Below are 23,515 nucleotides of genomic sequence, written 5' to 3' on the forward strand. Positions count from 1 at the left end.
GGTTGTTTTATTCACACAAGAGGATGTTATGGTAACTATTCGTTTAGCACGTCACGGCGCTAAAAAGCGTCCGTTCTACCAGGTTGTTGTCGCTGACAGCCGTAATGCACGCAACGGTCGCTTCATCGAGCGCGTTGGTTTCTTCAACCCAATCGCTAGCGAAAAAGAAGAAGGCACTCGCCTGGATCTGGATCGCATCGCTCACTGGGTTGGCCAGGGCGCAACTATTTCTGATCGCGTTGCTGCGCTGATCAAAGAAGTAAACAAAGCAGCTTAATCTGTCACGGTGGTCATGATGAGCAAACAACTCACCGCGCAAGCACCTGTTGATCCCATCGTTTTGGGAAAAATGGGTTCGTCTTACGGTATTCGTGGGTGGCTCAGAGTGTTTTCTTCCACCGAAGACGCCGAAAGCATTTTTGACTATCAGCCCTGGTTTATCCAGAAGGCGGGTCAGTGGCAGCAAGTCCAGCTGGAAAGCTGGAAGCACCACAATCAGGACATGATCATCAAGCTGAAAGGCGTTGACGATCGTGATGCGGCGAACCTGCTGACGAATTGTGAAATTGTCGTGGATTCATCGCAGCTGCCTCAGCTTGAAGAGGGGGACTACTACTGGAAAGACCTGATGGGCTGCCAGGTAGTAACCACTGAAGGCTACGATCTCGGTAAAGTCGTCGATATGATGGAAACCGGATCTAATGACGTTCTCGTCATTAAGGCAAACCTGAAAGATGCGTTTGGTATCAAGGAACGTCTCGTACCGTTCCTCGATGGGCAGGTTATCAAGAAAGTCGATCTCACTACTCGTTCAATCGAAGTAGATTGGGATCCTGGTTTTTAAACCACCGGATAAACGGTAAAAGACGGCGCTATGTGGATTGGCATAATTAGCCTGTTTCCTGAAATGTTCCGCGCAATTACCGATTACGGGGTAACTGGCCGGGCAGTTAAAAATGGCCTGCTGAGCATCCAGAGCTGGAGTCCTCGCGACTTCACGCATGACCGGCACCGTACCGTGGACGATCGTCCTTACGGCGGCGGACCGGGGATGTTAATGATGGTGCAACCCTTGCGGGACGCCATTCATGCAGCAAAAGCCGCGGCGGGTGAAGGCGCAAAGGTGATTTATCTGTCACCACAGGGACGCAAGCTTGATCAAGCGGGCGTCAGCGAACTGGCAACGAATCAAAAATTGATTCTGGTGTGCGGTCGCTACGAAGGTATAGATGAGCGCGTGATCCAAACCGAAATTGACGAAGAATGGTCAATCGGCGATTACGTTCTCAGTGGTGGTGAGTTACCAGCAATGACGCTGATTGACTCCGTTTCCCGGTTTATTCCGGGAGTACTGGGACATGAAGCCTCGGCAACGGAAGATTCCTTTGCTGAAGGATTGCTGGATTGCCCGCACTATACGCGGCCTGAGGTGTTAGAAGGGATGGAAGTTCCGCCAGTGTTACTGTCGGGCAACCATGCCGAGATACGTCGCTGGCGTTTGAAACAGTCGCTGGGCCGTACCTGGCTTAGAAGACCTGAACTTCTGGAAAACCTGGCTCTGACTGAAGAGCAAGCAAGGTTGCTGGCGGAGTTCAAAACGGAACACGCACAACAGCAACATAAACATGATGGGATGGCGTAAGCCCCCGAGATATCAGTTTACCCAGGATAAGAGATTAAATTATGAGCAACATTATTAAGCAACTTGAACAAGAGCAGATGAAGCAGGACGTACCTTCCTTCCGTCCGGGTGATACCGTGGAAGTGAAAGTATGGGTTGTTGAAGGTTCCAAAAAACGTCTGCAGGCATTCGAGGGCGTGGTTATCGCTATTCGTAACCGCGGTCTGCACTCTGCATTCACTGTTCGTAAAATTTCCAACGGCGAAGGCGTTGAGCGTGTCTTCCAGACTCACTCTCCGGTAGTTGACAGCATTTCTGTCAAACGTCGTGGTGCTGTTCGTAAAGCTAAACTGTACTACCTGCGTGAGCGTACTGGTAAGGCTGCTCGTATCAAAGAGCGTCTTAACTAAGATTTCGCTTAAGCGACATCCTGTTAAGAAGGGCTGGCCAATTGGCTGGCCCTTTTTTATCTGTTTGCTGGTGTTTTAAGGGGTAGTAATCACCACTGCGACGCGGCGGTTCTCGGCGCGGCCCTGGGCGGTCTTGTTACTGGCTATGGGATATTTTTTTCCTAAACCCTGTGTGGTGAGATTGCTGCGTGGAATTTGTCCACCCATAGCCCATGCATCGGCCACGACATTCGCCCGTTTCAATGATAAGCCTTCGTTGTAACTGTCTTCACCATAGTTATCGGTGTGTCCATCCATACGGGCATGTGTTAGCCCTGTCGAGGCCAATTTGGCTGCCATGGTTTGGATCTGTTGCTGGCTTTCCGGGAGCAATTTGTAGTCATTTTTTGCGAACAGAATGGCATCTGATAAGCCCAGCGACCAGTCGCCGGCGGATTCAGTAAATCCATAAGATTGCATAGCGGCGACTTGCTCAGGAGTAAACTTTCCCTGAGGGGACTGGCAGCCAGTCAGTATTAGTGAGGTGAAAATCAGGGGTGCTACCAGGTGCTTTATCATATCGATATATCCTTGTTATCTCACCAGCTTTTCGGCACGCTGGTGTTTGGCCTGATACATATTGTGATCGGCAAGCTCTTGTAATTTTTCCGCAGAGGCGTGCTCAATGGTCATCGCGTAACCAATGCTTAATGTCATGGTGGTCTGATGACCATTATGAAGATCAAACGGGAGATTAAAGATTTGTGTCAGTGCTGAGCATATCTGCTGCACTTCAGATTCTGACTGTACATCATAGAGCACCATAGCGAATTCATCGCCGCCCAGGCGGTATGCTTTATGTCGCAGCCCGCCAACTTCAGCTAACCGTTTTGCGATTTCAATCAAGACTCTATCGCCCGTCGCATGACCCCAGGTATCATTGATGTATTTGAAATTATCGCCATCAAGAAATAGTAACGCCGACGTTTTTCGGGCATCGGAATTGTTCATCAACGTGTTGATGCCGCTACGAAACGCTGCGCGGTTAGCCAGCCCGGTTAATGGGTCATGTAGCGCGGTACGTAGAAGCTGCGCATTTTTAGCCTGTAAACGAAGCTGCCACTCTTCCATTTCATCCAGCAGACTGTTGAAGTCGAGAGCGAAGCGGTGAAACTCAGCGATACGTTCTTCCGAAACTCGTCGGGAAAAATTGCGGTTGGAACGCACATCATGTACGACATCGGTGATATTTTTCAGTGCTTCCACCAGGCCATTGTGCAAATGGCGGGTGAGGGTAATTGCGATGCCTGATGCCAGCAGAATACAACCGGTCAGTACGGCGAGCGAAAACCAGATAAAATGGCTGATTGAACTGTCGCGAGCGGTTAAGCGTACTTCGCCAATGGTTTCACCATTGTGACGAATCGGCTGAATGATGGGGGCGGGGAAGAGCCAGTGGCTTATGAAATTGCTGAAAGTATCGCCTGGATCCTTACGGGTGTAATGCCAGGACGCCAGAATATTTTGCTGCTTATCACGTACTTCTGCAGTTGAAAATTGCCCTTGCTGGCCCAGCGCTGCCAGTGTTTCAGTTGCTGCAGGGCCATCGGCAAAAACGACAGCTGCTTCCAGACTGTAAGTCATTGTTGCTGCTGTCAGTGCCAGGTTTTTTTGCGCGTACTGTTTCAGGGGCAGCACCGAGGTCACGGAAAGCAGCAACCAGATCAGCATCATAGTGATAAATATGCTGGTGATACTGATGTTGCGTAATGCTCTTTTAAACGTGGGGCGCTTATTAAGAGAATTATCGTTATCCATCATTTTTCTTCCGTGCGAGCATTAAGACATCCGGGTTGACCTTTACACCGCTACGCGATAAGGCATCCAGGTTTACGGCAAATCTGACGTCATTATTGTGGATGATCAGACAAAAGGCGCTACCAATAATGCACTCGGTATTTTGTTCGGCAATTAATAATAACGCCTTTGACGGATATTGTTCGGTTAATTCCATCTGGAATGTCGGTGACTCGTTGCCAAAATAAAAACCATTGCAGCCTGAAATCATCGCCTCTTGTTGAGTGTGAATGATGACAGGCAGATAAGGCAAAGATGTCGCGGCATTCTCTTGTAGGGCGGTACTAAAACGTGAAGATGAAAAGATACATAACTTTGGTGGCCCTGATAGCGCAGGCCAGCGGGTGTAACTGACAATACCGGAAACCATCATACGCACGTTTTTCGCAACGTCAGAAGGCTCCTGAGCGAGTATTGGTGCTCCCGTCAGCAGGAGAATCAGAAGTAAGAACAGTCGGTGAGAAAAACGCATTCAGGGATCCCCACCATCTTCGCTCGAAATGCATCGATATTTTTTCAGAATGCTCATTAAAATATCATTTTTTCATGCAATCGTCATCAATGTGAGAAATAAAACACAATGAGTAAAATCTTATGTTTAATTTATTTGTGGGGTTTTAATTAATTTAATCGTATTGTGCTGGCATTTTCATCAGCCCCTTTTTGCCATACTTCATGCAGTTGGCTGGCATTTTCAACATTGTTGCAGCTGGCAGGAAAGCTTTTACCGGAAAGTCCTCGGGCATAAGTAAAATCGGTCTGGCAAGTTTTCTTTTGTCCTTCGGCATATCCTTTAAGGTATAGACCGCGATCCGCCTGTGAATCGCTAAATGCATCGTCATCTTTTATGGCGCTGCCCGATATCGCATCTTCCATACCAACATCATACCAGTCGGTGCTGGTCAAGGTTGGCGCGTGAGTATAAGGATCAATCTGACATCCGCTAACCAGTAAAGCCAACAAGGGGGCGATAAACTTTTCCATCATTTCTTTCTCCTTTTTCAAAGCATAGCGGATTGTTTTCAAAGGGAGTGTAAATTTATCTATACAGAAGTAAGGGTTGAAATCGCGACTAAATTGCCTGTGTAAATAAAAATGTACGAAATATGGATTGAAAACTTTACTTTATGTGTTATCGTTACGTCATCCTCGCTGAGGATCAACTATCGCAAACGAGCATAAACAGGATCGCCATCATGCAAAAAGACGCGCTGAATAACGTACATATTACCGACGAACAGGTTTTAATGACTCCGGAACAACTGAAGGCCGCTTTTCCATTGAGCCTGCAACAAGAAGCCCAGATTGCTGACTCGCGTAAAACCATTTCAGATATTATCGCCGGGCGCGATCCTCGTCTGCTGGTAGTATGTGGTCCTTGTTCCATTCATGATCCGGAAACTGCTCTGGAATATGCTCGTCGATTTAAAGCCCTTGCCGCAGAGGTCAGCGATAGCCTCTATCTGGTAATGCGCGTCTATTTTGAAAAACCCCGTACCACTGTCGGCTGGAAAGGGTTAATTAACGATCCCCATATGGATGGCTCTTTTGATGTAGAAGCCGGGCTGCAGATCGCGCGTAAATTGCTGCTTGAGCTGGTGAATATGGGACTGCCACTGGCGACGGAAGCGTTAGATCCGAATAGCCCGCAATACCTGGGCGATCTGTTTAGCTGGTCAGCAATTGGTGCTCGTACAACGGAATCGCAAACTCACCGTGAAATGGCCTCCGGGCTTTCCATGCCGGTTGGTTTTAAAAACGGCACCGACGGCAGTCTGGCAACAGCAATTAACGCTATGCGCGCCGCCGCCCAGCCGCACCGTTTTGTTGGCATTAACCAGGCAGGGCAGGTTGCGTTGCTACAAACTCAGGGGAATCCGGACGGCCATGTGATCCTGCGCGGTGGTAAAGCGCCGAACTATAGCCCTGCGGATGTTGCGCAATGTGAAAAAGAGATGGAACAGGCGGGACTGCGCCCGTCTCTGATGGTAGATTGCAGCCACGGTAATTCCAATAAAGATTATCGCCGTCAGCCTGCGGTGGCAGAATCCGTGGTTGCTCAAATCAAAGATGGCAATCGCTCAATTATTGGTCTGATGATCGAAAGTAATATCCACGAGGGCAATCAGTCTTCCGAGCAACCGCGCAGTGAAATGAAATACGGTGTATCCGTAACCGATGCCTGCATTAGCTGGGAAATGACCGATGCCTTGCTGCGTGAAATTCATCAGGATCTGAACGGGCAGCTGACGGCTCGCGTGGCTTAAGAGGTTTATTATGGTTGCTGAATTGACCGCATTACGCGATCAAATTGATGAAGTCGATAAAGCGCTGCTGAATTTATTAGCGAAGCGTCTGGAACTGGTTGCTGAAGTGGGCGAGGTGAAAAGCCGCTTTGGACTGCCTATTTATGTTCCGGAGCGCGAGGCATCTATGTTGGCCTCGCGGCGCGCAGAGGCGGAAGCTCTGGGTGTACCGCCAGATCTGATTGAGGATGTTTTGCGTCGGGTGATGCGTGAATCTTACTCCAGTGAAAACGACAAAGGATTTAAAACACTTTGTCCGTCACTGCGTCCGGTGGTTATCGTCGGCGGTGGCGGTCAGATGGGACGCCTGTTCGAGAAGATGCTGACACTATCGGGTTATCAGGTGCGGATTCTGGAGCAACATGACTGGGATCGAGCGGCTGATATTGTTGCCGATGCCGGAATGGTGATTGTTAGTGTGCCAATCCACGTTACTGAGCAAGTTATCGGCAAATTACCGCCTTTACCGAAAGATTGTATTCTGGTTGATCTGGCATCAGTGAAAAATGGACCATTACAGGCCATGCTGGCGGCGCACGATGGCCCGGTACTGGGGTTACACCCGATGTTCGGCCCGGACAGCGGTAGCCTGGCAAAGCAAGTTGTGGTCTGGTGTGATGGACGTAAGCCGGAAGCATACCAATGGTTTCTGGAGCAAATTCAGGTCTGGGGCGCTCGGCTGCATCGTATTAGCGCTGTCGAGCACGATCAGAATATGGCGTTTATTCAGGCTCTGCGCCACTTTGCTACTTTTGCTTATGGGCTGCATCTGGCAGAAGAAAATGTTCAGCTTGAGCAACTTCTGGCGCTCTCTTCGCCGATTTACCGCCTTGAGCTGGCGATGGTCGGGCGACTGTTTGCTCAGGATCCGCAGCTTTATGCCGACATTATTATGTCGTCAGAGCGTAATCTGGCGTTAATCAAACGTTACTATAAGCGTTTCGGCGAGGCGATTGAGTTGCTGGAGCAGGGCGATAAGCAGGCGTTTATTGACAGTTTCCGCAAGGTGGAGCACTGGTTCGGCGATTACGCACAGCGTTTTCAGAGTGAAAGCCGCGTGTTATTGCGTCAGGCGAATGACAACCGCCAGTAATAATCCAGTGCCGGATGATTCACATCATCCGGCACCTTTTCATCAGGTTGGATCAACAGGCACTACGTTCTCACTTGGGTAACAGCCCAATACCTTCATTGAACGGGTAATTTCCCCTAACTCTTTCAATGCTTTTTGCATTTCCGCTGATTCAAGATTGGCCTGAATATCCAGATAGAACATCTCTTCCCATGGATTACCGTGAATCGGGCGTGATTCCAGACGGGTCATAATCAGATTGTGGTTGCGCAGTACCAGCAACGCTTCAACCAGCGCACCGGCTTGTTGCCCGGTCGCCATTAACAACGTGGTTTTCGCCGGAACCTGATCAGACACGTTAATGGCTTTACGCGCCAACACCACAAATCGGGTGAAGTTTTGTCGCTGATTTGCTTCAATACGCTCCAGTACCTGCAAACCGTACAAAGTGCCGCCAGCTTCGCTTCCCAACGCAGCAACATGCGGTGATTTTGCCTGTGCAACCTTTTCCATTGCCGCAGACGTACTTTCGGTATATTCAATCTTCCAGTGCGGATAACGATTAAGGAATTTGCTGCATTGCTGGAATGGCTGCGGATGGCTGTAGACCGTATTGATGGTGGATAAATCAGTAGTGCCGGAGACCAACAAACAATGGTCGATAGTTAACGTCATCTCGCCAACAATCGACAAGCTGGTATGTTGCAGCAGATCGTAAACGTCGTTTATGGCACCGGAGCTGGTATTTTCAATCGGTACGACGGCATAGTCGGCCTGGCCGGTTTCCACCTGATTAAAAATATCGGCAAATTTGGCGCAGCCACTTTCAATGAATTGCTCAAAGTGACGGGCAGCGTACTGACGAGCGGCAAGATGTGAATAGGAGCCTTTGGGGCCGAGAAAAGCGATGCGTGCTGAGTGCGGATTAATTTTATTGAGATGTTGTTGGAGCAAAGCCTGCTGAGTTAATACGGAATCTTCAATGATGAGCTGGAACAGGCGAGTAATGTAATGGGCGTCCAGATGGTGCGCTTTACCGAGCGTAATTAATCTTTCCAGTAAATCGCGTTCACGATCAATATCACGTACCGGGCGATGCGAGAGCAGTTTGGCTTTTCCCACCTCGACGGCCAGTTCGCGCCGCTCTGCGAGTAATGCTAATAATTTTTCATCCAGCGCGCTGATTTTCTCTCGCAGCGCCAGTAACGGGTTTTCCGATGTCATAGTGTTGCCTTTTTGTTATCAATAAAAAAGGCCCCCGATTTGGGAGGCCTTATTGTTCGTCTTCGCATTCTGTTTCACACGACGAAACGCCTCCCTTTCAGGGGAAGGTAAAAAAGAATGCGAAGAAAAACGGTGTGTGTTTCATGTTTGTTTCCTTAAGTGACTTTAGTACAGTACCCGTACTGTTTTCACGCTGTCAACAAAAAACGCGCCCGAAGGCGCGTTGGCGATACACTCAATATAAAGGACTACTCTTCTTCAACTTCTTCGACGAAGTTGGCGTCTTTCACCGATGTTGCGGCACGACGTGCTTCGCCTTTGTGCTGCAGTTTATTGAGCTGCCGTTCCAGCTTGTTGATCAATTCGTTAATTGCGGTGTACATATCTTCATGTTTACCACTGGCAACCAGAACGCCGTTAGGTGTATTGATTGTGGCGTCAGCAACAAACCCTTGTGGCTCTTTGGACAGAATGATATGTGGATTAATCAGATGTGTTTGCCATTTTTCCAGTTTGGCGAGACGGTCTGCGACATGTTGGCGGATGGCCGGAGTAATTTCCATTTGTTTGCTGGTAATGTTCATTGTCATAAATTTTACCTCTTGTCTTCCCGTCTTGGTGAATTCAGCATACCGTTCCTGATGTCAAAATGTGTGATGAAAATCTCATAATTTTGTCACTTTTTGTCAACGAATCTTTTTTGTGAGAAATCGCAGGAAGAGGTGTTTTTTTACTTGAGGAATATCTCAAAGCGAGCCATATTTGATGAGATCGATAGCGACTAAATCGCTTCAGTTTCACAACTGACAGAATAAAAAAACGGCAGCTCAAGGGCTGCCGTTTTGTGTTTCAGGTTTCTGTTATGTATTGCTGCTGTTTGCGGCGATGATTTTCGCTACTTTTTCAGCTTGCGCATTCATCTGCATCTGACGGTATGCATTTTCCATCAGCGGCAGCGCATCACGCGTAGCCTGGGTATCCGGGTAGTCGCGCAACATGCCTTCTACGCGGTTAACGACGGCAACCCATGCGCCACGTTCTGTATAGTACTCGGCCACGGAGTATTCATATTTCGCCAGACGATCTTTCAGGAATACCAGACGTTTGGTGGCATCGGTGGTGTACTGACTGTTCGGATAGCCGCGCACCAGTTTGGAAAAGTCACTAAACGCAGCTCGTGCATGTTGAGGATCGCGATCGCTACGATCGACGCCAAAGAACCCTTGCAGCGCACTGTCATCCAGCGCCATATTGGTCAGGCCACGCATGTACATGACATAATCGATATTCGGATGGGTCGGGTTAAGGCGAATAAAACGATCGATGGCAGCCTGTGCTAACGGCAAATCGGCGTTTTTATAGTAGGCGTAGATGAGATCCAGCTGCACCTGCTGCGAATACGGACCAAACGGATAGCGATTATCTAACGCTTCCAGTTGCGTTATTGCCTGTCTCCAGTTACCGTCCTGCAGCTTTTGTTGTGCAGTCGCGTAAATTTCATTTGGCGGATTATCAGGTACTTCTTCCTTTGACCCCGAGCAACCCGCCAAAAACAGGCTTAGTGTGGCGGCTGCCACCAGATATTTCATGCGCGTCATGACGTTTTGACTTTCCTCAAAATGTAATACGGGAGATTCTCTGTTCCTGCTCCCGGTTAAGACCAGCTACAATAGCACACTATATTAAACGGCAAAGCCGTAAAACCCCAACGATAAACGAAGAAGCAGTATATATGGCACAACGAGTACAGCTCACTGCAACGGTGTCCGAAAACCAACTCGGTCAACGCTTAGATCAGGCTTTGGCCGAAATGTTCCCGGATTATTCACGTTCGCGAATAAAAGAATGGATCCTCGACCAGCGAGTGCTGGTTAACGGCAAAGTTTGTGATAAGCCGAAAGAAAAAGTATTGGGTGGCGAGCAGGTTGCCATCAACGCTGAGATTGAAGAAGAAGCGCGTTTTGAACCGCAGGATATCCCGCTGGATATCGTCTATGAAGATGAAGACATTATTATCATTAATAAACCGCGCGACCTGGTGGTACATCCTGGCGCGGGTAACCCGGATGGCACGGTACTGAATGCGTTGCTTCATTACTATCCACCCATTGCCGATGTACCGCGTGCGGGCATCGTCCATCGTCTGGATAAAGACACCACTGGCCTGATGGTTGTGGCAAAAACCGTTCCGGCTCAGACGCGTTTAGTCGAATCTTTGCAACGGCGTGAAATTACTCGTGAGTATGAAGCGGTGGCGATTGGTCATATGACCGCAGGTGGCACGGTGGACGAGCCAATCAGTCGCCACCCGACCAAACGTACCCATATGGCGGTGCATCCGATGGGCAAACCAGCGGTGACTCACTATCGCATCATGGAACACTTCCGTGTGCACACGCGTCTGCGGTTGCGTCTGGAAACTGGACGTACGCACCAGATCCGCGTGCATATGGCCCATATCACTCATCCGCTGGTGGGCGATCCGGTTTATGGTGGCCGTCCGCGTCCGCCAAAAGGTGCTTCGGAAGCATTTATCTCCACGCTGCGTAAGTTTGACCGCCAGGCGCTACATGCAACCATGCTGCGTCTTTATCACCCGATCTCCGGCATCGAAATGGAATGGCATGCGCCTATTCCACAAGATATGGTGGAGCTGATTGAGGTGATGCGCGCCGATTTCGAAGAACATAAGGATGAAGTGGACTGGTTATGAGTAAGCTGATTGTCCCGCAGTGGCCGCTGCCAAAGGGTGTTGCGGCTTGTAGCTCTACTCGTATCGGCGGCGTGAGCTTGCCCCCGTATGACTCGCTCAACCTCGGTGCCCATTGTGGCGATAACCCGGATCACGTTGAGGAGAATCGCAAGCGACTTTTTGCTGCGGGCAATTTGCCTTCTAAACCGGTCTGGCTTGAGCAGGTACACGGCAAAGATGTGCTTAAGCTTACTGGCGAACCTTATGCCTCAAAACGAGCAGATGCCTCTTATAGCAATACGCCTGGCACGGTTTGCGCAGTGATGACTGCCGACTGCCTCCCTGTGCTGTTTTGCAATCGAGCGGGAACGGAAGTCGCCGCCGCTCATGCTGGCTGGCGTGGACTGTGCGCAGGCGTGCTGGAAGAGACAGTTTCCTGTTTTGCTGATAATCCGGAAAATATTCTCGCCTGGTTAGGGCCGGCAATTGGTCCACGCGCGTTCGAAGTGGGGGCGGAGGTTCGCGAGGCGTTTATGGCAGCAGACGCCAAAGCGAGTACAGCTTTCATTCAGCATGGTGATAAGTATCTGGCGGATATTTATCTGCTTGCCCGGCAGCGTCTGGCGAGCGTTGGTGTTGAACAAATTTTCGGCGGCGACCGTTGTACATATACGGAAAATGAGACTTTCTTCTCTTATCGTCGCGACAAGACCACCGGGCGTATGGCAAGTTTCATTTGGCTGATATAACCTAAAGAATCAAGACGATCCGGTACGCGTGATTTTCTTTTCACATTAATCTGGTCAATAACCTTGAATAATTGAGGGATGACCTCATTTAATCTCCAGTAGCAACTTTGATCCGTTATGGGAGGAGTTATGCGTCTGGATCGTCTTACTAATAAATTCCAGCTTGCTCTTGCCGATGCCCAATCACTTGCACTCGGGCACGACAACCAATTCATCGAACCACTTCATTTAATGAGCGCCCTGCTGAATCAGGAAGGGGGTTCGGTTAGTCCTTTGTTAACATCAGCTGGCATAAATGCTGGCCAGTTGCGCACAGATATCAATCAGGCATTAAATCGTTTACCGCAGGTTGAAGGTACTGGTGGTGATGTCCAGCCATCACAGGATCTGGTGCGCGTTCTTAATCTTTGCGACAAGCTGGCGCAAAAACGTGGTGATAACTTTATCTCGTCAGAACTGTTCGTTCTGGCGGCACTTGAGTCTCGCGGCACGCTGGCCGACATCCTGAAAGCAGCAGGGGCGACCACCGCCAACATTACTCAAGCGATTGAACAAATGCGTGGAGGTGAAAGCGTGAACGATCAAGGTGCTGAAGACCAACGTCAGGCTTTGAAAAAATATACCATCGACCTTACCGAACGAGCCGAACAGGGCAAACTCGATCCGGTGATTGGTCGTGATGAAGAAATTCGCCGTACCATTCAGGTGCTGCAACGTCGTACTAAAAATAACCCGGTACTGATTGGTGAACCCGGCGTCGGTAAAACTGCCATCGTTGAAGGTCTGGCGCAGCGTATTATCAACGGCGAAGTGCCGGAAGGGTTGAAAGGCCGCCGGGTACTGGCGCTGGATATGGGCGCGCTGGTGGCTGGGGCGAAATATCGCGGTGAGTTTGAAGAACGTTTAAAAGGCGTGCTTAACGATCTTGCCAAACAGGAAGGCAACGTCATCCTGTTTATCGACGAATTACATACCATGGTCGGCGCGGGTAAAGCCGATGGCGCAATGGACGCCGGAAACATGCTGAAACCGGCGCTGGCGCGTGGTGAATTGCACTGCGTAGGTGCCACGACGCTTGACGAATATCGCCAGTACATCGAAAAAGATGCTGCGCTGGAACGTCGTTTCCAGAAAGTGTTTGTTGCCGAGCCTTCTGTTGAAGATACCATTGCGATTCTGCGTGGCCTGAAAGAACGTTACGAATTGCACCACCATGTGCAAATTACTGACCCGGCAATTGTTGCAGCGGCGACGTTGTCTCATCGCTACATTGCTGACCGTCAGCTGCCGGATAAAGCCATCGACCTGATCGATGAAGCAGCATCCAGCATTCGTATGCAGATTGACTCAAAACCAGAAGAACTCGACCGACTCGATCGTCGTATCATCCAGCTCAAACTGGAACAACAGGCGTTAATGAAAGAGTCTGATGAAGCCAGTAAAAAACGCCTGGATATGCTCAACGAAGAACTGAGCGACAAAGAACGTCAGTACTCCGAGTTAGAAGAAGAGTGGAAAGCAGAGAAGGCATCGCTTTCTGGTACGCAGACCATTAAAGCGGAACTGGAACAGGCGAAAATCGCTATTGAACAGGCTCGCCGTGTGGGGGACCTGGCGCGGATGTCTGAACTGCAATACGGCAAAATCCCGGAACTGGAAAAGCAACTGGAAGCCGCAACGCAGCTCGAAGGCAAAACTATGCGTCTGTTGCGTAATAAAGTGACCGACGCCGAAATTGCTGAAGTGCTGGCGCGTTGGACGGGGATTCCGGTTTCTCGCATGATGGAAAGCGAGCGCGAAAAACTGCTGCGTATGGAGCAAGAACTGCACCATCGCGTCATTGGTCAGAACGAAGCGGTTGATGCGGTATCTAACGCTATTCGCCGTAGCCGTGCGGGGTTGGCGGATCCAAATCGCCCGATTGGTTCATTCCTGTTCCTCGGCCCAACGGGTGTGGGGAAAACAGAGCTTTGTAAGGCGCTGGCGAACTTTATGTTTGATAGCGACGAGGCGATGGTCCGTATAGATATGTCCGAGTTTATGGAGAAACACTCGGTGTCTCGTTTGGTTGGTGCGCCTCCGGGATATGTCGGTTATGAAGAAGGTGGCTACCTGACCGAAGCTGTGCGTCGTCGTCCGTATTCCGTCATCCTGCTGGATGAAGTGGAAAAAGCGCATCCGGATGTCTTCAACATTCTGTTGCAGGTACTGGATGATGGTCGTCTGACTGACGGGCAGGGGAGAACGGTCGACTTCCGTAATACGGTTGTCATTATGACCTCTAACCTCGGTTCCGATTTGATTCAGGAACGCTTCGGTGAACTGGATTATGCGCACATGAAAGAGCTGGTGCTCGGTGTGGTAAGCCATAACTTCCGTCCGGAATTCATTAACCGTATTGATGAAGTGGTGGTCTTCCATCCGCTGGGTGAACAGCACATTGCCTCGATTGCGCAGATTCAGTTGAAACGTCTGTACAAACGTCTGGAAGAACGTGGTTATGAAATCCACATTTCTGACGAGGCGCTGAAACTGCTGAGCGAGAACGGTTACGATCCAGTCTATGGTGCACGTCCTTTGAAACGTGCTATCCAGCAGCAGATCGAAAACCCGCTGGCACAGCAAATACTGTCTGGTGAATTGGTTCCGGGTAAAGTGATTCGCCTGGAAGTTAATGAAGACCGGATTGTCGCCGTCCAGTAAATGATAAAACGAGCCCTTCGGGGCTCGTTTTTGTCTATAAGTTAGACGGAAAAGACTATATTTAAGATGTTTTGCCTGAAAAATGAGCGAACGATAAAGTTTTTATATTTTTCGCTTGTCAGGCCGGAATAACTCCCTATAATGCGCCACCACTGACACGGAACAACGGCAAACACGCCGCCGGGTCAGCGGGGTTCTCCTGAGAATTCCGGCAGAGAAAGCAAAAATAAATGCTTGACTCTGTAGCGGGAAAGCGTATTATGCACACCCCGCGCCGCTGAGAAAAAGCGAAGCGGCACTGCTCTTTAACAATTTATCAGACAATCTGTGTGGGCACTCGAAGATACGGATTCTTAACGTCGCAAGACGAAAAATGAATACCAAGTCTCAAGAGTGAACACGTAATTCATTACGAAGTTTAATTCTTTGAGCGTCAAACTTTTAAATTGAAGAGTTTGATCATGGCTCAGATTGAACGCTGGCGGCAGGCCTAACACATGCAAGTCGAACGGTAACAGGAAACAGCTTGCTGTTTCGCTGACGAGTGGCGGACGGGTGAGTAATGTCTGGGAAACTGCCTGATGGAGGGGGATAACTACTGGAAACGGTAGCTAATACCGCATAACGTCGCAAGACCAAAGAGGGGGACCTTCGGGCCTCTTGCCATCGGATGTGCCCAGATGGGATTAGCTAGTAGGTGGGGTAACGGCTCACCTAGGCGACGATCCCTAGCTGGTCTGAGAGGATGACCAGCCACACTGGAACTGAGACACGGTCCAGACTCCTACGGGAGGCAGCAGTGGGGAATATTGCACAATGGGCGCAAGCCTGATGCAGCCATGCCGCGTGTATGAAGAAGGCCTTCGGGTTGTAAAGTACTTTCAGCGGGGAGGAAGGGAGTAAAGTTAATACCTTTGCTCATTGACGTTACCCGCAGAAGAAGCACCGGCTAACTCCGTGCCAGCAGCCGCGGTAATACGGAGGGTGCAAGCGTTAATCGGAATTACTGGGCGTAAAGCGCACGCAGGCGGTTTGTTAAGTCAGATGTGAAATCCCCGGGCTCAACCTGGGAACTGCATCTGATACTGGCAAGCTTGAGTCTCGTAGAGGGGGGTAGAATTCCAGGTGTAGCGGTGAAATGCGTAGAGATCTGGAGGAATACCGGTGGCGAAGGCGGCCCCCTGGACGAAGACTGACGCTCAGGTGCGAAAGCGTGGGGAGCAAACAGGATTAGATACCCTGGTAGTCCACGCCGTAAACGATGTCGACTTGGAGGTTGTGCCCTTGAGGCGTGGCTTCCGGAGCTAACGCGTTAAGTCGACCGCCTGGGGAGTACGGCCGCAAGGTTAAAACTCAAATGAATTGACGGGGGCCCGCACAAGCGGTGGAGCATGTGGTTTAATTCGATGCAACGCGAAGAACCTTACCTGGTCTTGACATCCACAGAACTTTCCAGAGATGGATTGGTGCCTTCGGGAACTGTGAGACAGGTGCTGCATGGCTGTCGTCAGCTCGTGTTGTGAAATGTTGGGTTAAGTCCCGCAACGAGCGCAACCCTTATCCTTTGTTGCCAGCGGTCCGGCCGGGAACTCAAAGGAGACTGCCAGTGATAAACTGGAGGAAGGTGGGGATGACGTCAAGTCATCATGGCCCTTACGACCAGGGCTACACACGTGCTACAATGGCGCATACAAAGAGAAGCGACCTCGCGAGAGCAAGCGGACCTCATAAAGTGCGTCGTAGTCCGGATTGGAGTCTGCAACTCGACTCCATGAAGTCGGAATCGCTAGTAATCGTGGATCAGAATGCCACGGTGAATACGTTCCCGGGCCTTGTACACACCGCCCGTCACACCATGGGAGTGGGTTGCAAAAGAAGTAGGTAGCTTAACCTTCGGGAGGGCGCTTACCACTTTGTGATTCATGACTGGGGTGAAGTCGTAACAAGGTAACCGTAGGGGAACCTGCGGTTGGATCACCTCCTTACCTTAAAGAAGCGTTCTTTGAAGTGCTCACACAGATTGTCTGATGAAAAGTGAATAGCAAGGCGTTTACGCGTTGGGAGTGAGGCTGAAGAGAATAAGGCCGTTCGCTTTCTATTAATGAAAGCTCACCCTACACGAAAATATCACGCAACGCGTGATAAGCAATTTTCGTGTCCCCTTCGTCTAGAGGCCCAGGACACCGCCCTTTCACGGCGGTAACAGGGGTTCGAATCCCCTAGGGGACGCCACTTGCTGGTTTGTGAGTGAAAGTCACCTGCCTTAATATCTCAAAACTCATCTTCGGGTGATGTTTGAGATATTTGCTCTTTAAAAATCTGGATCAAGCTGAAAATTGAAACACTGAACAACGAAAGTTGTTCGTGAGTCTCTCAAATTTTCGCAACACGATGATGAATCGAAAGAAACATCTTCGGGTTGTGAGGTTAAGCGACTAAGCGTACACGGTGGATGCCCTGGCAGTCAGAGGCGATGAAGGACGTGCTAATCTGCGATAAGCGTCGGTAAGGTGATATGAACCGTTATAACCGGCGATTTCCGAATGGGGAAACCCAGTGTGTTTCGACACACTATCATTAACTGAATCCATAGGTTAATGAGGCGAACCGGGGGAACTGAAACATCTAAGTACCCCGAGGAAAAGAAATCAACCGAGATTCCCCCAGTAGCGGCGAGCGAACGGGGAGCAGCCCAGAGCCTGAATCAGTGTGTGTGTTAGTGGAAGCGTCTGGAAAGGCGCGCGATACAGGGTGACAGCCCCGTACACAAAAATGCACATGCTGTGAGCTCGATGAGTAGGGCGGGACACGTGGTATCCTGTCTGAATATGGGGGGACCATCCTCCAAGGCTAAATACTCCTGACTGACCGATAGTGAACCAGTACCGTGAGGGAAAGGCGAAAAGAACCCCGGCGAGGGGAGTGAAAAAGAACCTGAAACCGTGTACGTACAAGCAGTGGGAGCACGCTTCGGCGTGTGACTGCGTACCTTTTGTATAATGGGTCAGCGACTTATATTCTGTAGCAAGGTTAACCGAATAGGGGAGCCGAAGGGAAACCGAGTCTTAACTGGGCGTTAAGTTGCAGGGTATAGACCCGAAACCCGGTGATCTAGCCATGGGCAGGTTGAAGGTTGGGTAACACTAACTGGAGGACCGAACCGACTAATGTTGAAAAATTAGCGGATGACTTGTGGCTGGGGGTGAAAGGCCAATCAAACCGGGAGATAGCTGGTTCTCCCCGAAAGCTATTTAGGTAGCGCCTCGTGAATTCATCTCCGGGGGTAGAGCACTGTTTCGGCAAGGGGGTCATCCCGACTTACCAACCCGATGCAAACTGCGAATACCGGAGAATGTTATCACGGGAGACACACGGCGGGTGCTAACGTCCGTCGTGAAGAGGGAAACAACCCAGACCGCCAGCTAAGGTCCCAAAGTCATGGTTAAGTGGGAAACGATGTGGGAAGGCCCAGACAGCCAGGATGTTGGCTTAGAAGCAGCCATCATTTAAAGAAAGCGTAATAGCTCACTGGTCGAGTCGGCCTGCGCGGAAGATGTAACGGGGCTAAACCATGCACCGAAGCTGCGGCAGCGACGCTGATGCGTTGTTGGGTAGGGGAGCGTTCTGTAAGCCTGCGAAGGTGTGCTGTGAGGCATGCTGGAGGTATCAGAAGTGCGAATGCTGACATAAGTAACGATAAAGCGGGTGAAAAGCCCGCTCGCCGGAAGACCAAGGGTTCCTGTCCAACGTTAATCGGGGCAGGGTGAGTCGACCCCTAAGGCGAGGCCGAAAGGCGTAGTCGATGGGAAACAGGTTAATATTCCTGTACTTGGTGTTACTGCGAAGGGGGGACGGAGAAGGCTATGTTGGCCGGGCGACGGTTGTCCCGGTTTAAGCGTGTAGGCTGGTTTTCCAGGCAAATCCGGAAAATCAAGGCTGAGGCGTGATGACGAGGCACTACGGTGCTGAAGCAACAAATGCCCTGCTTCCAGGAAAAGCCTCTAAGCATCAGGTAACATCAAATCGTACCCCAAACCGACACAGGTGGTCAGGTAGAGAATACCAAGGCGCTTGAGAGAACTCGGGTGAAGGAACTAGGCAAAATGGTGCCGTAACTTCGGGAGAAGGCACGCTGATATGTAGGTGAAGCGACTTGCTCGTGGAGCTGAAATCAGTCGAAGATACCAGCTGGCTGCAACTGTTTATTAAAAACACAGCACTGTGCAAACACGAAAGTGGACGTATACGGTGTGACGCCTGCCCGGTGCCGGAAGGTTAATTGATGGGGTCAGCGCAAGCGAAGCTCTTGATCGAAGCCCCGGTAAACGGCGGCCGTAACTATAACGGTCCTAAGGTAGCGAAATTCCTTGTCGGGTAAGTTCCGACCTGCACGAATGGCGTAATGATGGCCAGGCTGTCTCCACCCGAGACTCAGTGAAATTGAACTCGCTGTGAAGATGCAGTGTACCCGCGGCAAGACGGAAAGACCCCGTGAACCTTTACTATAGCTTGACACTGAACATTGAGCCTTGATGTGTAGGATAGGTGGGAGGCTTTGAAGTGTGGACGCCAGTCTGCATGGAGCCGACCTTGAAATACCACCCTTTAATGTTTGATGTTCTAACGTTGACCCCTAATCGGGGTTGCGGACAGTGTCTGGTGGGTAGTTTGACTGGGGCGGTCTCCTCCTAAAGAGTAACGGAGGAGCACGAAGGTTGGCTAATCCTGGTCGGACATCAGGAGGTTAGTGCAATGGCATAAGCCAGCTTGACTGCGAGCGTGACGGCGCGAGCAGGTGCGAAAGCAGGTCATAGTGATCCGGTGGTTCTGAATGGAAGGGCCATCGCTCAACGGATAAAAGGTACTCCGGGGATAACAGGCTGATACCGCCCAAGAGTTCATATCGACGGCGGTGTTTGGCACCTCGATGTCGGCTCATCACATCCTGGGGCTGAAGTAGGTCCCAAGGGTATGGCTGTTCGCCATTTAAAGTGGTACGCGAGCTGGGTTTAGAACGTCGTGAGACAGTTCGGTCCCTATCTGCCGTGGGCGCTGGAGAACTGAGGGGGGCTGCTCCTAGTACGAGAGGACCGGAGTGGACGCATCACTGGTGTTCGGGTTGTCATGCCAATGGCACTGCCCGGTAGCTAAATGCGGAAGAGATAAGTGCTGAAAGCATCTAAGCACGAAACTTGCCCCGAGATGAGTTCTCCCTGACTCCTTGAGAGTCCTGAAGGAACGTTGAAGACGACGACGTTGATAGGCCGGGTGTGTAAGCGCAGCGATGCGTTGAGCTAACCGGTACTAATGAACCGTGAGGCTTAACCTTACAACGCCGAAGATGTTTTGGCGGATGAGAGAAGATTTTCAGCCTGATACAGATTAAATCAGAACGCAGAAGCGGTCTGATAAAACAGAATTTGCCTGGCGGCCTTAGCGCGGTGGTCCCACCTGACCCCATGCCGAACTCAGAAGTGAAACGCCGTAGCGCCGATGGTAGTGTGGGGTCTCCCCATGCGAGAGTAGGGAACTGCCAGGCATCAAATCAAGCGAAAGGCCATCCGTCAGGATGGCCTTTTTGCGTTGGTGAAAAAAATGCCTGATGCGACGCTGCGCGTCTTATACTCCCACATATGCCAGATTCAGCAACGGATGCGGTTTCCCCAACTTGCCTACTTCCATACGTGTCCTCCTTACCAGAAATTTATCCTTAAGCTCCTCAATAACCATTTTCCTGCTAACTAAATTCATGGTTAAGGTTGCATAATGATACGCAACAAATGTATAACATTTTCTTTACCAAAAGAAATAAACAAAAGCGACCAACAAAAGCATCGGATTACGGCAGGAGACATAATGGCATGGCTGAAAGTACTGTAACGGCAGACAGCAAACTGACAAGTAGTGATACTCGTCGCCGCATTTGGGCGATTGTGGGGGCCTCTTCAGGTAATCTGGTCGAGTGGTTCGATTTCTATGTCTACTCGTTCTGTTCACTCTACTTCGCCCACATTTTCTTCCCTTCCGGGAACACGACGACTCAACTACTACAAACAGCAGGTGTTTTTGCTGCGGGATTCCTGATGCGCCCAATAGGCGGTTGGCTATTTGGCCGCATAGCCGATAAACATGGTCGCAAAAAATCGATGCTGTTATCGGTGTGTATGATGTGTTTCGGATCGCTGGTTATCGCCTGCCTCCCAGGTTATGAAACTATAGGTACGTGGGCTCCGGCATTATTGCTTCTCGCTCGTTTATTTCAGGGATTATCCGTTGGCGGAGAATATGGCACCAGCGCCACCTATATGAGTGAAGTTGCCGTTGAAGGGCGCAAAGGTTTTTACGCATCATTTCAGTATGTGACGTTGATCGGCGGACAACTGCTAGCCCTACTGGTTGTCGTGGTTTTACAACACACCATGGAAGACGCTGCACTCAGAGAGTGGGGATGGCGTATTCCTTTCGCGTTAGGAGCTGTGTTAGCTGTTGTGGCGTTGTGGTTACGTCGTCAGTTAGATGAAACTTCGCAACAAGAAACGCGCGCTTTAAAAGAAGCTGGATCTCTGAAAGGATTATGGCGCAATCGCCGTGCATTCATCATGGTTCTCGGTTTTACCGCTGCGGGCTCCCTTTGTTTCTATACCTTCACTACTTATATGCAGAAGTATCTGGTAAATACTGCGGGAATGCATGCCAACGTGGCGAGTGGCATTATGACTGCCGCATTGTTTGTATTCATGCTTATTCAACCACTCATTGGCGCGCTGTCGGATAAGATTGGTCGCCGTACCTCAATGTTATGTTTCGGTTCGCTGGCAGCCATTTTTACCGTTCCTATTCTCTCAGCATTGCAAAACGTTTCCTCGCCTTATGCCGCTTTTGGTCTGGTGATGTGTGCCCTGCTGATAGTGAGTTTTTATACATCAATCAGTGGAATACTGAAGGCTGAGATGTTCCCGGCACAGGTTCGCGCATTAGGCGTTGGTCTGTCATATGCGGTCGCTAATGCTATATTTGGTGGTTAGGCGGAGTACGTAGCGTTGTCGCTGAAATCAATAGGAATAGAAACAGCCTTCTTCTGGTATGTGACCTTGATGGCCGTGGTGGCGTTTCTGGTTTCTTTGATGCTACATCGCAAAGGGAAGGGGATGCGTCTTTAGTGACGGGTCAGTTGCCAGACGGTATAGCCGGTGCTTGCACCGGCGACATCCCAGGCCAAATCCTTCCAGCTCCAGCCGCTCCCTTCGGGGCGGCTATCCCAAAGCTCTTTTGACGCCCCCAAACTGACAGAGAACATCAATCCAAACATGGCACTGTGATCCCGGCTCATCCCCTGATGCTGTGAATATTCATTTCCGGCGGCGGAAAGCATCGCCGAGGCGATAAAGTGTTGAGCTTTATCCTGCCCGCTCCAGCTATCGTTAGCCATATGGCTGCATCCAGAAAGTAACAATAGCGAACAGACAAAAAGAATACGCAAAACGTGGCCTCCAAAAAACAAACCCCGTACAGGACGGGGTTGTGATTACAGGATTCGGCTAATTAATCGGTCGATGCGGATACGGCGCAAACGGCGGATGAGTTTACGAACCTTCACCGGATAATCGGCAATACTTTGCAGATCGCGATAGTGCTTAACGATGGTGGTATGCTCGCGGATCAGCTCCAGTTCTTTCTCTCGCTGCGGCGCAAGCTCCAGTTGTGGATCGTGGATCAAAATGGCGTTTTCCAGATCCAGACGCCAGGCGCGCGGGTTCAGGTTATTACCGGTGATCAACATCCACTTATCATCAACCCACATCCCTTTCAGGTGATAGGTGTTGTCGTCATCTTTCCATAACCGAACCACTAACTGGTCAGTATTGACGTAATACTGCAAACGGCTCAGGAAACGACGCAGATTGATCTCATAGAGATAAGGCAATGCGCCAATTATCTTGAAAGGTTCATCTTCCGGAATGTAGAAGTCGTTCGCGGTTTTATCACCAACAATAATTTCGACCTTTTTCCCTTCGCGCAGCAACTGGATAATATTGCGCACAAGGATTGCTGGCAGGTTGAAGTATGGCGTACAGATGGTTAGTTTCTGCTCGGCACAAGGCATAAGATGGAAAATGGTCTTGTTCAACAGACTCGATTTCCCCAGCCCCACTAGCGGCGTTACGGAAAGCTGATCGTTGTCGGCATCGCCCTGGAAATGATAAGCGGCATCACGCAGCTCCTGGCGGAACAGACGAATATCGTTCTTGATTTCCGGGCTTTTTGGCCGATTAACATCATCCAGACGATTAACGCCGCGGCCATTCATAATATTCTGTGTAACCCATTCAAACATAATGTCTGACATCTTACGGTTACGGATAAGATGATAACGGTCGTAGCGATATTTATCGTGCTGATGCAGGTAAACATCGTTCAGGCTGGCACCGCTATAAAGTACGCTATCGTCGATGATAAAGCCTTTAAAGTGCAGAACACCAAGGGCTTCACGGGTATTGATTGGAACGCCATAAACCGGAACATCTACGCCCGGATTTTCCTGCGCCATGCGGCAGTACCAGTCAGCGTTAGTGTTAGATGCCGCAGCGCCAATGCGTCCACGTTGTGCACGATGCCAGTCGACCAGCACCCGCACATCCAGTTCCGGACGCTGCCTTTTAGCTTCATACAACGCGTTCAGAATGCCTTTGCCACCGTCATCCTGTTCGAGATACAGGGCGACAATGCAAATGCGCTGCTTCGCGCTGGCTATTTTTTCCAGCAGCGTCTCCCGGAAGTCGGCGGGAGCGTAAAAGAAATCGACATCATCAACTGATTGAGAAATCTTGGGTAGTTGGGCAAGGTGTTGTTGATGTTTATTACGCTTAAATTTTGACAACATCACAGTGCATTTCTTCTCTGT

The 23,515-nt window shown here is 50.2% G+C and carries 19 protein-coding genes, 1 tRNA gene, 3 rRNA genes, 1 pseudogene and 1 other annotated feature; of the genes and pseudogenes, 14 read left to right on the top strand and 10 right to left on the bottom strand.

Features of this window, described 5'->3' with window-relative positions; genetic code table 11:
* Nucleotides 1-28 precede the first annotated feature (28 nt).
* The 4 genes from rpsP to rplS are packed head-to-tail and all read left to right on the top strand — an operon-like array spanning nt 29 to nt 2,031.
* A complete protein-coding gene (gene rpsP, locus ACU8XX_RS06135) occupies nt 29-277 on the top strand; it encodes a 30S ribosomal protein S16 (protein ID WP_000256450.1) in 249 nt (82 codons plus the stop codon).
* A gap of 18 nt (nt 278-295) precedes the next feature.
* Nucleotides 296-844 carry a ribosome maturation factor RimM gene (gene rimM, locus ACU8XX_RS06140; protein ID WP_000043335.1) on the top strand — a complete coding sequence of 183 codons (549 nt, stop codon included), beginning with the start codon at nt 296-298 and terminating at the stop codon, nt 842-844.
* Nucleotides 845-874: 30 nt separating this feature from the next.
* On the top strand, nt 875-1,642 hold the full coding sequence (gene trmD / locus ACU8XX_RS06145) for a tRNA (guanosine(37)-N1)-methyltransferase TrmD (protein ID WP_000264777.1): 768 nt from the start codon (nt 875-877) through the stop codon (nt 1,640-1,642).
* A gap of 41 nt (nt 1,643-1,683) precedes the next feature.
* Nucleotides 1,684-2,031, top strand: a complete 348-nt coding sequence (gene rplS / locus ACU8XX_RS06150) for a 50S ribosomal protein L19 (RefSeq protein WP_000065253.1) — start codon at nt 1,684-1,686, stop codon at nt 2,029-2,031.
* 75 nt (nt 2,032-2,106) lie between these two features.
* On the opposite strand, the gene ACU8XX_RS06155 is transcribed toward rplS, so the two are convergent.
* From ACU8XX_RS06155 to ACU8XX_RS06170, 4 genes are all read right to left on the bottom strand, one after another.
* Nucleotides 2,107-2,589, bottom strand: a complete 483-nt coding sequence (locus ACU8XX_RS06155; RefSeq protein WP_000589828.1) for an OmpA family protein — start codon at nt 2,587-2,589, stop codon at nt 2,107-2,109.
* A 15-nt stretch (nt 2,590-2,604) separates the two neighbouring features.
* On the bottom strand, nt 2,605-3,831 hold the full coding sequence (gene dgcN / locus ACU8XX_RS06160; protein ID WP_016242308.1) for a diguanylate cyclase DgcN: 1,227 nt from the start codon (nt 3,829-3,831) through the stop codon (nt 2,605-2,607).
* Nucleotides 3,821-4,339: a YfiR family protein gene (locus ACU8XX_RS06165; protein WP_001212391.1), complete on the bottom strand. Its 519-nt coding sequence runs from the start codon at nt 4,337-4,339 to the stop codon at nt 3,821-3,823. Before ACU8XX_RS06165 ends, dgcN begins: the two co-directional genes overlap by 11 nt.
* A 149-nt stretch (nt 4,340-4,488) precedes the next feature.
* Nucleotides 4,489-4,854 (bottom strand): DUF2799 domain-containing protein, encoded by a 366-nt coding sequence (locus ACU8XX_RS06170; RefSeq protein ID WP_024176546.1) that lies wholly within the window; start codon nt 4,852-4,854, stop codon nt 4,489-4,491.
* Between the two features lie 209 nt (nt 4,855-5,063).
* Here ACU8XX_RS06170 and aroF point away from each other — a divergent pair, with 209 nt between their 5' ends.
* Entirely contained in the window at nt 5,064-6,134 is a 1,071-nt protein-coding gene (gene aroF, locus ACU8XX_RS06175; RefSeq protein ID WP_001168045.1) for a 3-deoxy-7-phosphoheptulonate synthase AroF, read from the top strand.
* Between the two features lie 10 nt (nt 6,135-6,144).
* Nucleotides 6,145-7,266, top strand: coding sequence for a bifunctional chorismate mutase/prephenate dehydrogenase (gene tyrA / locus ACU8XX_RS06180; protein ID WP_000225221.1), 1,122 nt, complete (start codon nt 6,145-6,147; stop codon nt 7,264-7,266).
* A 42-nt stretch (nt 7,267-7,308) separates the two neighbouring features.
* On the opposite strand, the gene pheA is transcribed toward tyrA, so the two are convergent.
* From pheA to bamD, 4 genes are all read right to left on the bottom strand, one after another.
* Nucleotides 7,309-8,469 (bottom strand): bifunctional chorismate mutase/prephenate dehydratase, encoded by a 1,161-nt coding sequence (gene pheA / locus ACU8XX_RS06185; RefSeq protein WP_000200120.1) that lies wholly within the window; start codon nt 8,467-8,469, stop codon nt 7,309-7,311.
* A 21-nt stretch (nt 8,470-8,490) separates the two neighbouring features.
* Nucleotides 8,491-8,615: a sequence feature (Phe leader region), on the bottom strand.
* A complete protein-coding gene (pheL, locus tag ACU8XX_RS06190) occupies nt 8,567-8,614 on the bottom strand; it encodes a pheA operon leader peptide PheL (RefSeq protein ID WP_001386991.1) in 48 nt (15 codons plus the stop codon). Its footprint overlaps the feature before it by 48 nt.
* Nucleotides 8,616-8,717: 102 nt before the next feature.
* Nucleotides 8,718-9,059: a ribosome-associated translation inhibitor RaiA gene (gene raiA / locus ACU8XX_RS06195; protein ID WP_000178456.1), complete on the bottom strand. Its 342-nt coding sequence runs from the start codon at nt 9,057-9,059 to the stop codon at nt 8,718-8,720.
* 270 nt (nt 9,060-9,329) lie between these two features.
* Nucleotides 9,330-10,067 (bottom strand): outer membrane protein assembly factor BamD, encoded by a 738-nt coding sequence (gene bamD, locus ACU8XX_RS06200; RefSeq protein ID WP_000197686.1) that lies wholly within the window; start codon nt 10,065-10,067, stop codon nt 9,330-9,332.
* Between the two features lie 134 nt (nt 10,068-10,201).
* On the opposite strand from bamD, the gene rluD reads away from it, so the two are divergent.
* The 8 genes and pseudogenes from rluD (at nt 10,202) to kgtP (ending at nt 21,773) form a co-directional block, all read left to right on the top strand.
* Nucleotides 10,202-11,182 carry a 23S rRNA pseudouridine(1911/1915/1917) synthase RluD gene (gene rluD / locus ACU8XX_RS06205; protein ID WP_000079100.1) on the top strand — a complete coding sequence of 327 codons (981 nt, stop codon included), beginning with the start codon at nt 10,202-10,204 and terminating at the stop codon, nt 11,180-11,182.
* The gene (yfiH, locus tag ACU8XX_RS06210) at nt 11,179-11,910 is read left to right on the top strand and encodes a purine nucleoside phosphorylase YfiH (protein WP_000040129.1); all 732 of its coding nucleotides are present in this window, start codon (nt 11,179-11,181) and stop codon (nt 11,908-11,910) included. Before rluD ends, yfiH begins: the two co-directional genes overlap by 4 nt.
* A 129-nt stretch (nt 11,911-12,039) precedes the next feature.
* Complete coding sequence (gene clpB, locus ACU8XX_RS06215; RefSeq protein WP_001235102.1) at nt 12,040-14,613, top strand: ATP-dependent chaperone ClpB; 2,574 nt, start codon at nt 12,040-12,042, stop codon at nt 14,611-14,613.
* Between the two features lie 443 nt (nt 14,614-15,056).
* Nucleotides 15,057-16,598 (top strand): 16S ribosomal RNA (locus ACU8XX_RS06220).
* 171 nt (nt 16,599-16,769) lie between these two features.
* Nucleotides 16,770-16,845: transfer RNA gene (locus ACU8XX_RS06225), tRNA-Glu, on the top strand.
* Nucleotides 16,846-17,038: 193 nt separating this feature from the next.
* A 23S ribosomal RNA gene (locus tag ACU8XX_RS06230) occupies nt 17,039-19,942 on the top strand.
* A gap of 94 nt (nt 19,943-20,036) precedes the next feature.
* Nucleotides 20,037-20,152: ribosomal RNA gene (gene rrf / locus ACU8XX_RS06235) — 5S ribosomal RNA — on the top strand.
* Together the 16S, 23S and 5S rRNA genes with 1 tRNA gene alongside form the textbook arrangement of a ribosomal RNA operon.
* Nucleotides 20,153-20,474: 322 nt before the next feature.
* Nucleotides 20,475-21,773: pseudogene (kgtP, locus tag ACU8XX_RS06240) on the top strand (alpha-ketoglutarate permease).
* Here the strand turns inward: kgtP and ACU8XX_RS06245 are convergent.
* Together ACU8XX_RS06245 and pssA are read right to left on the bottom strand one after the other, a co-directional pair.
* Nucleotides 21,770-22,093 (bottom strand): YfiM family lipoprotein, encoded by a 324-nt coding sequence (locus ACU8XX_RS06245; protein WP_001295360.1) that lies wholly within the window; start codon nt 22,091-22,093, stop codon nt 21,770-21,772. The pseudogene kgtP and the gene ACU8XX_RS06245 overlap by 4 nt on opposite strands.
* Nucleotides 22,094-22,138: 45 nt before the next feature.
* Complete coding sequence (gene pssA / locus ACU8XX_RS06250) at nt 22,139-23,494, bottom strand: CDP-diacylglycerol--serine O-phosphatidyltransferase (RefSeq protein ID WP_000949265.1); 1,356 nt, start codon at nt 23,492-23,494, stop codon at nt 22,139-22,141.
* Nucleotides 23,495-23,515 lie beyond the last annotated feature (21 nt).

It is taken from the genome of Escherichia sp. MAL-1 (genome assembly GCF_052948035.1).

What these genes read in the sequence shown, in the direction of transcription:
- rpsP (WP_000256450.1), top strand. Translation starts at nt 29, where the DNA reads ATGGTAACTATTCGTTTAGCACGTCACGGCGCTAAAAAGCGTCCGTTC.
- rimM (WP_000043335.1), top strand. Translation starts at nt 296, where the DNA reads ATGAGCAAACAACTCACCGCGCAAGCACCTGTTGATCCCATCGTTTTG.
- trmD (WP_000264777.1), top strand. Translation starts at nt 875, where the DNA reads ATGTGGATTGGCATAATTAGCCTGTTTCCTGAAATGTTCCGCGCAATT.
- rplS (WP_000065253.1), top strand. Translation starts at nt 1,684, where the DNA reads ATGAGCAACATTATTAAGCAACTTGAACAAGAGCAGATGAAGCAGGAC.
- ACU8XX_RS06155 (WP_000589828.1), bottom strand. Translation starts at nt 2,589, where the DNA reads ATGATAAAGCACCTGGTAGCACCCCTGATTTTCACCTCACTAATACTG.
- dgcN (WP_016242308.1), bottom strand. Translation starts at nt 3,831, where the DNA reads ATGATGGATAACGATAATTCTCTTAATAAGCGCCCCACGTTTAAAAGA.
- ACU8XX_RS06165 (WP_001212391.1), bottom strand. Translation starts at nt 4,339, where the DNA reads ATGCGTTTTTCTCACCGACTGTTCTTACTTCTGATTCTCCTGCTGACG.
- ACU8XX_RS06170 (WP_024176546.1), bottom strand. Translation starts at nt 4,854, where the DNA reads ATGATGGAAAAGTTTATCGCCCCCTTGTTGGCTTTACTGGTTAGCGGA.
- aroF (WP_001168045.1), top strand. Translation starts at nt 5,064, where the DNA reads ATGCAAAAAGACGCGCTGAATAACGTACATATTACCGACGAACAGGTT.
- tyrA (WP_000225221.1), top strand. Translation starts at nt 6,145, where the DNA reads ATGGTTGCTGAATTGACCGCATTACGCGATCAAATTGATGAAGTCGAT.
- pheA (WP_000200120.1), bottom strand. Translation starts at nt 8,469, where the DNA reads ATGACATCGGAAAACCCGTTACTGGCGCTGCGAGAGAAAATCAGCGCG.
- raiA (WP_000178456.1), bottom strand. Translation starts at nt 9,059, where the DNA reads ATGACAATGAACATTACCAGCAAACAAATGGAAATTACTCCGGCCATC.
- bamD (WP_000197686.1), bottom strand. Translation starts at nt 10,067, where the DNA reads ATGACGCGCATGAAATATCTGGTGGCAGCCGCCACACTAAGCCTGTTT.
- rluD (WP_000079100.1), top strand. Translation starts at nt 10,202, where the DNA reads ATGGCACAACGAGTACAGCTCACTGCAACGGTGTCCGAAAACCAACTC.
- yfiH (WP_000040129.1), top strand. Translation starts at nt 11,179, where the DNA reads ATGAGTAAGCTGATTGTCCCGCAGTGGCCGCTGCCAAAGGGTGTTGCG.
- clpB (WP_001235102.1), top strand. Translation starts at nt 12,040, where the DNA reads ATGCGTCTGGATCGTCTTACTAATAAATTCCAGCTTGCTCTTGCCGAT.
- pssA (WP_000949265.1), bottom strand. Translation starts at nt 23,494, where the DNA reads ATGTTGTCAAAATTTAAGCGTAATAAACATCAACAACACCTTGCCCAA.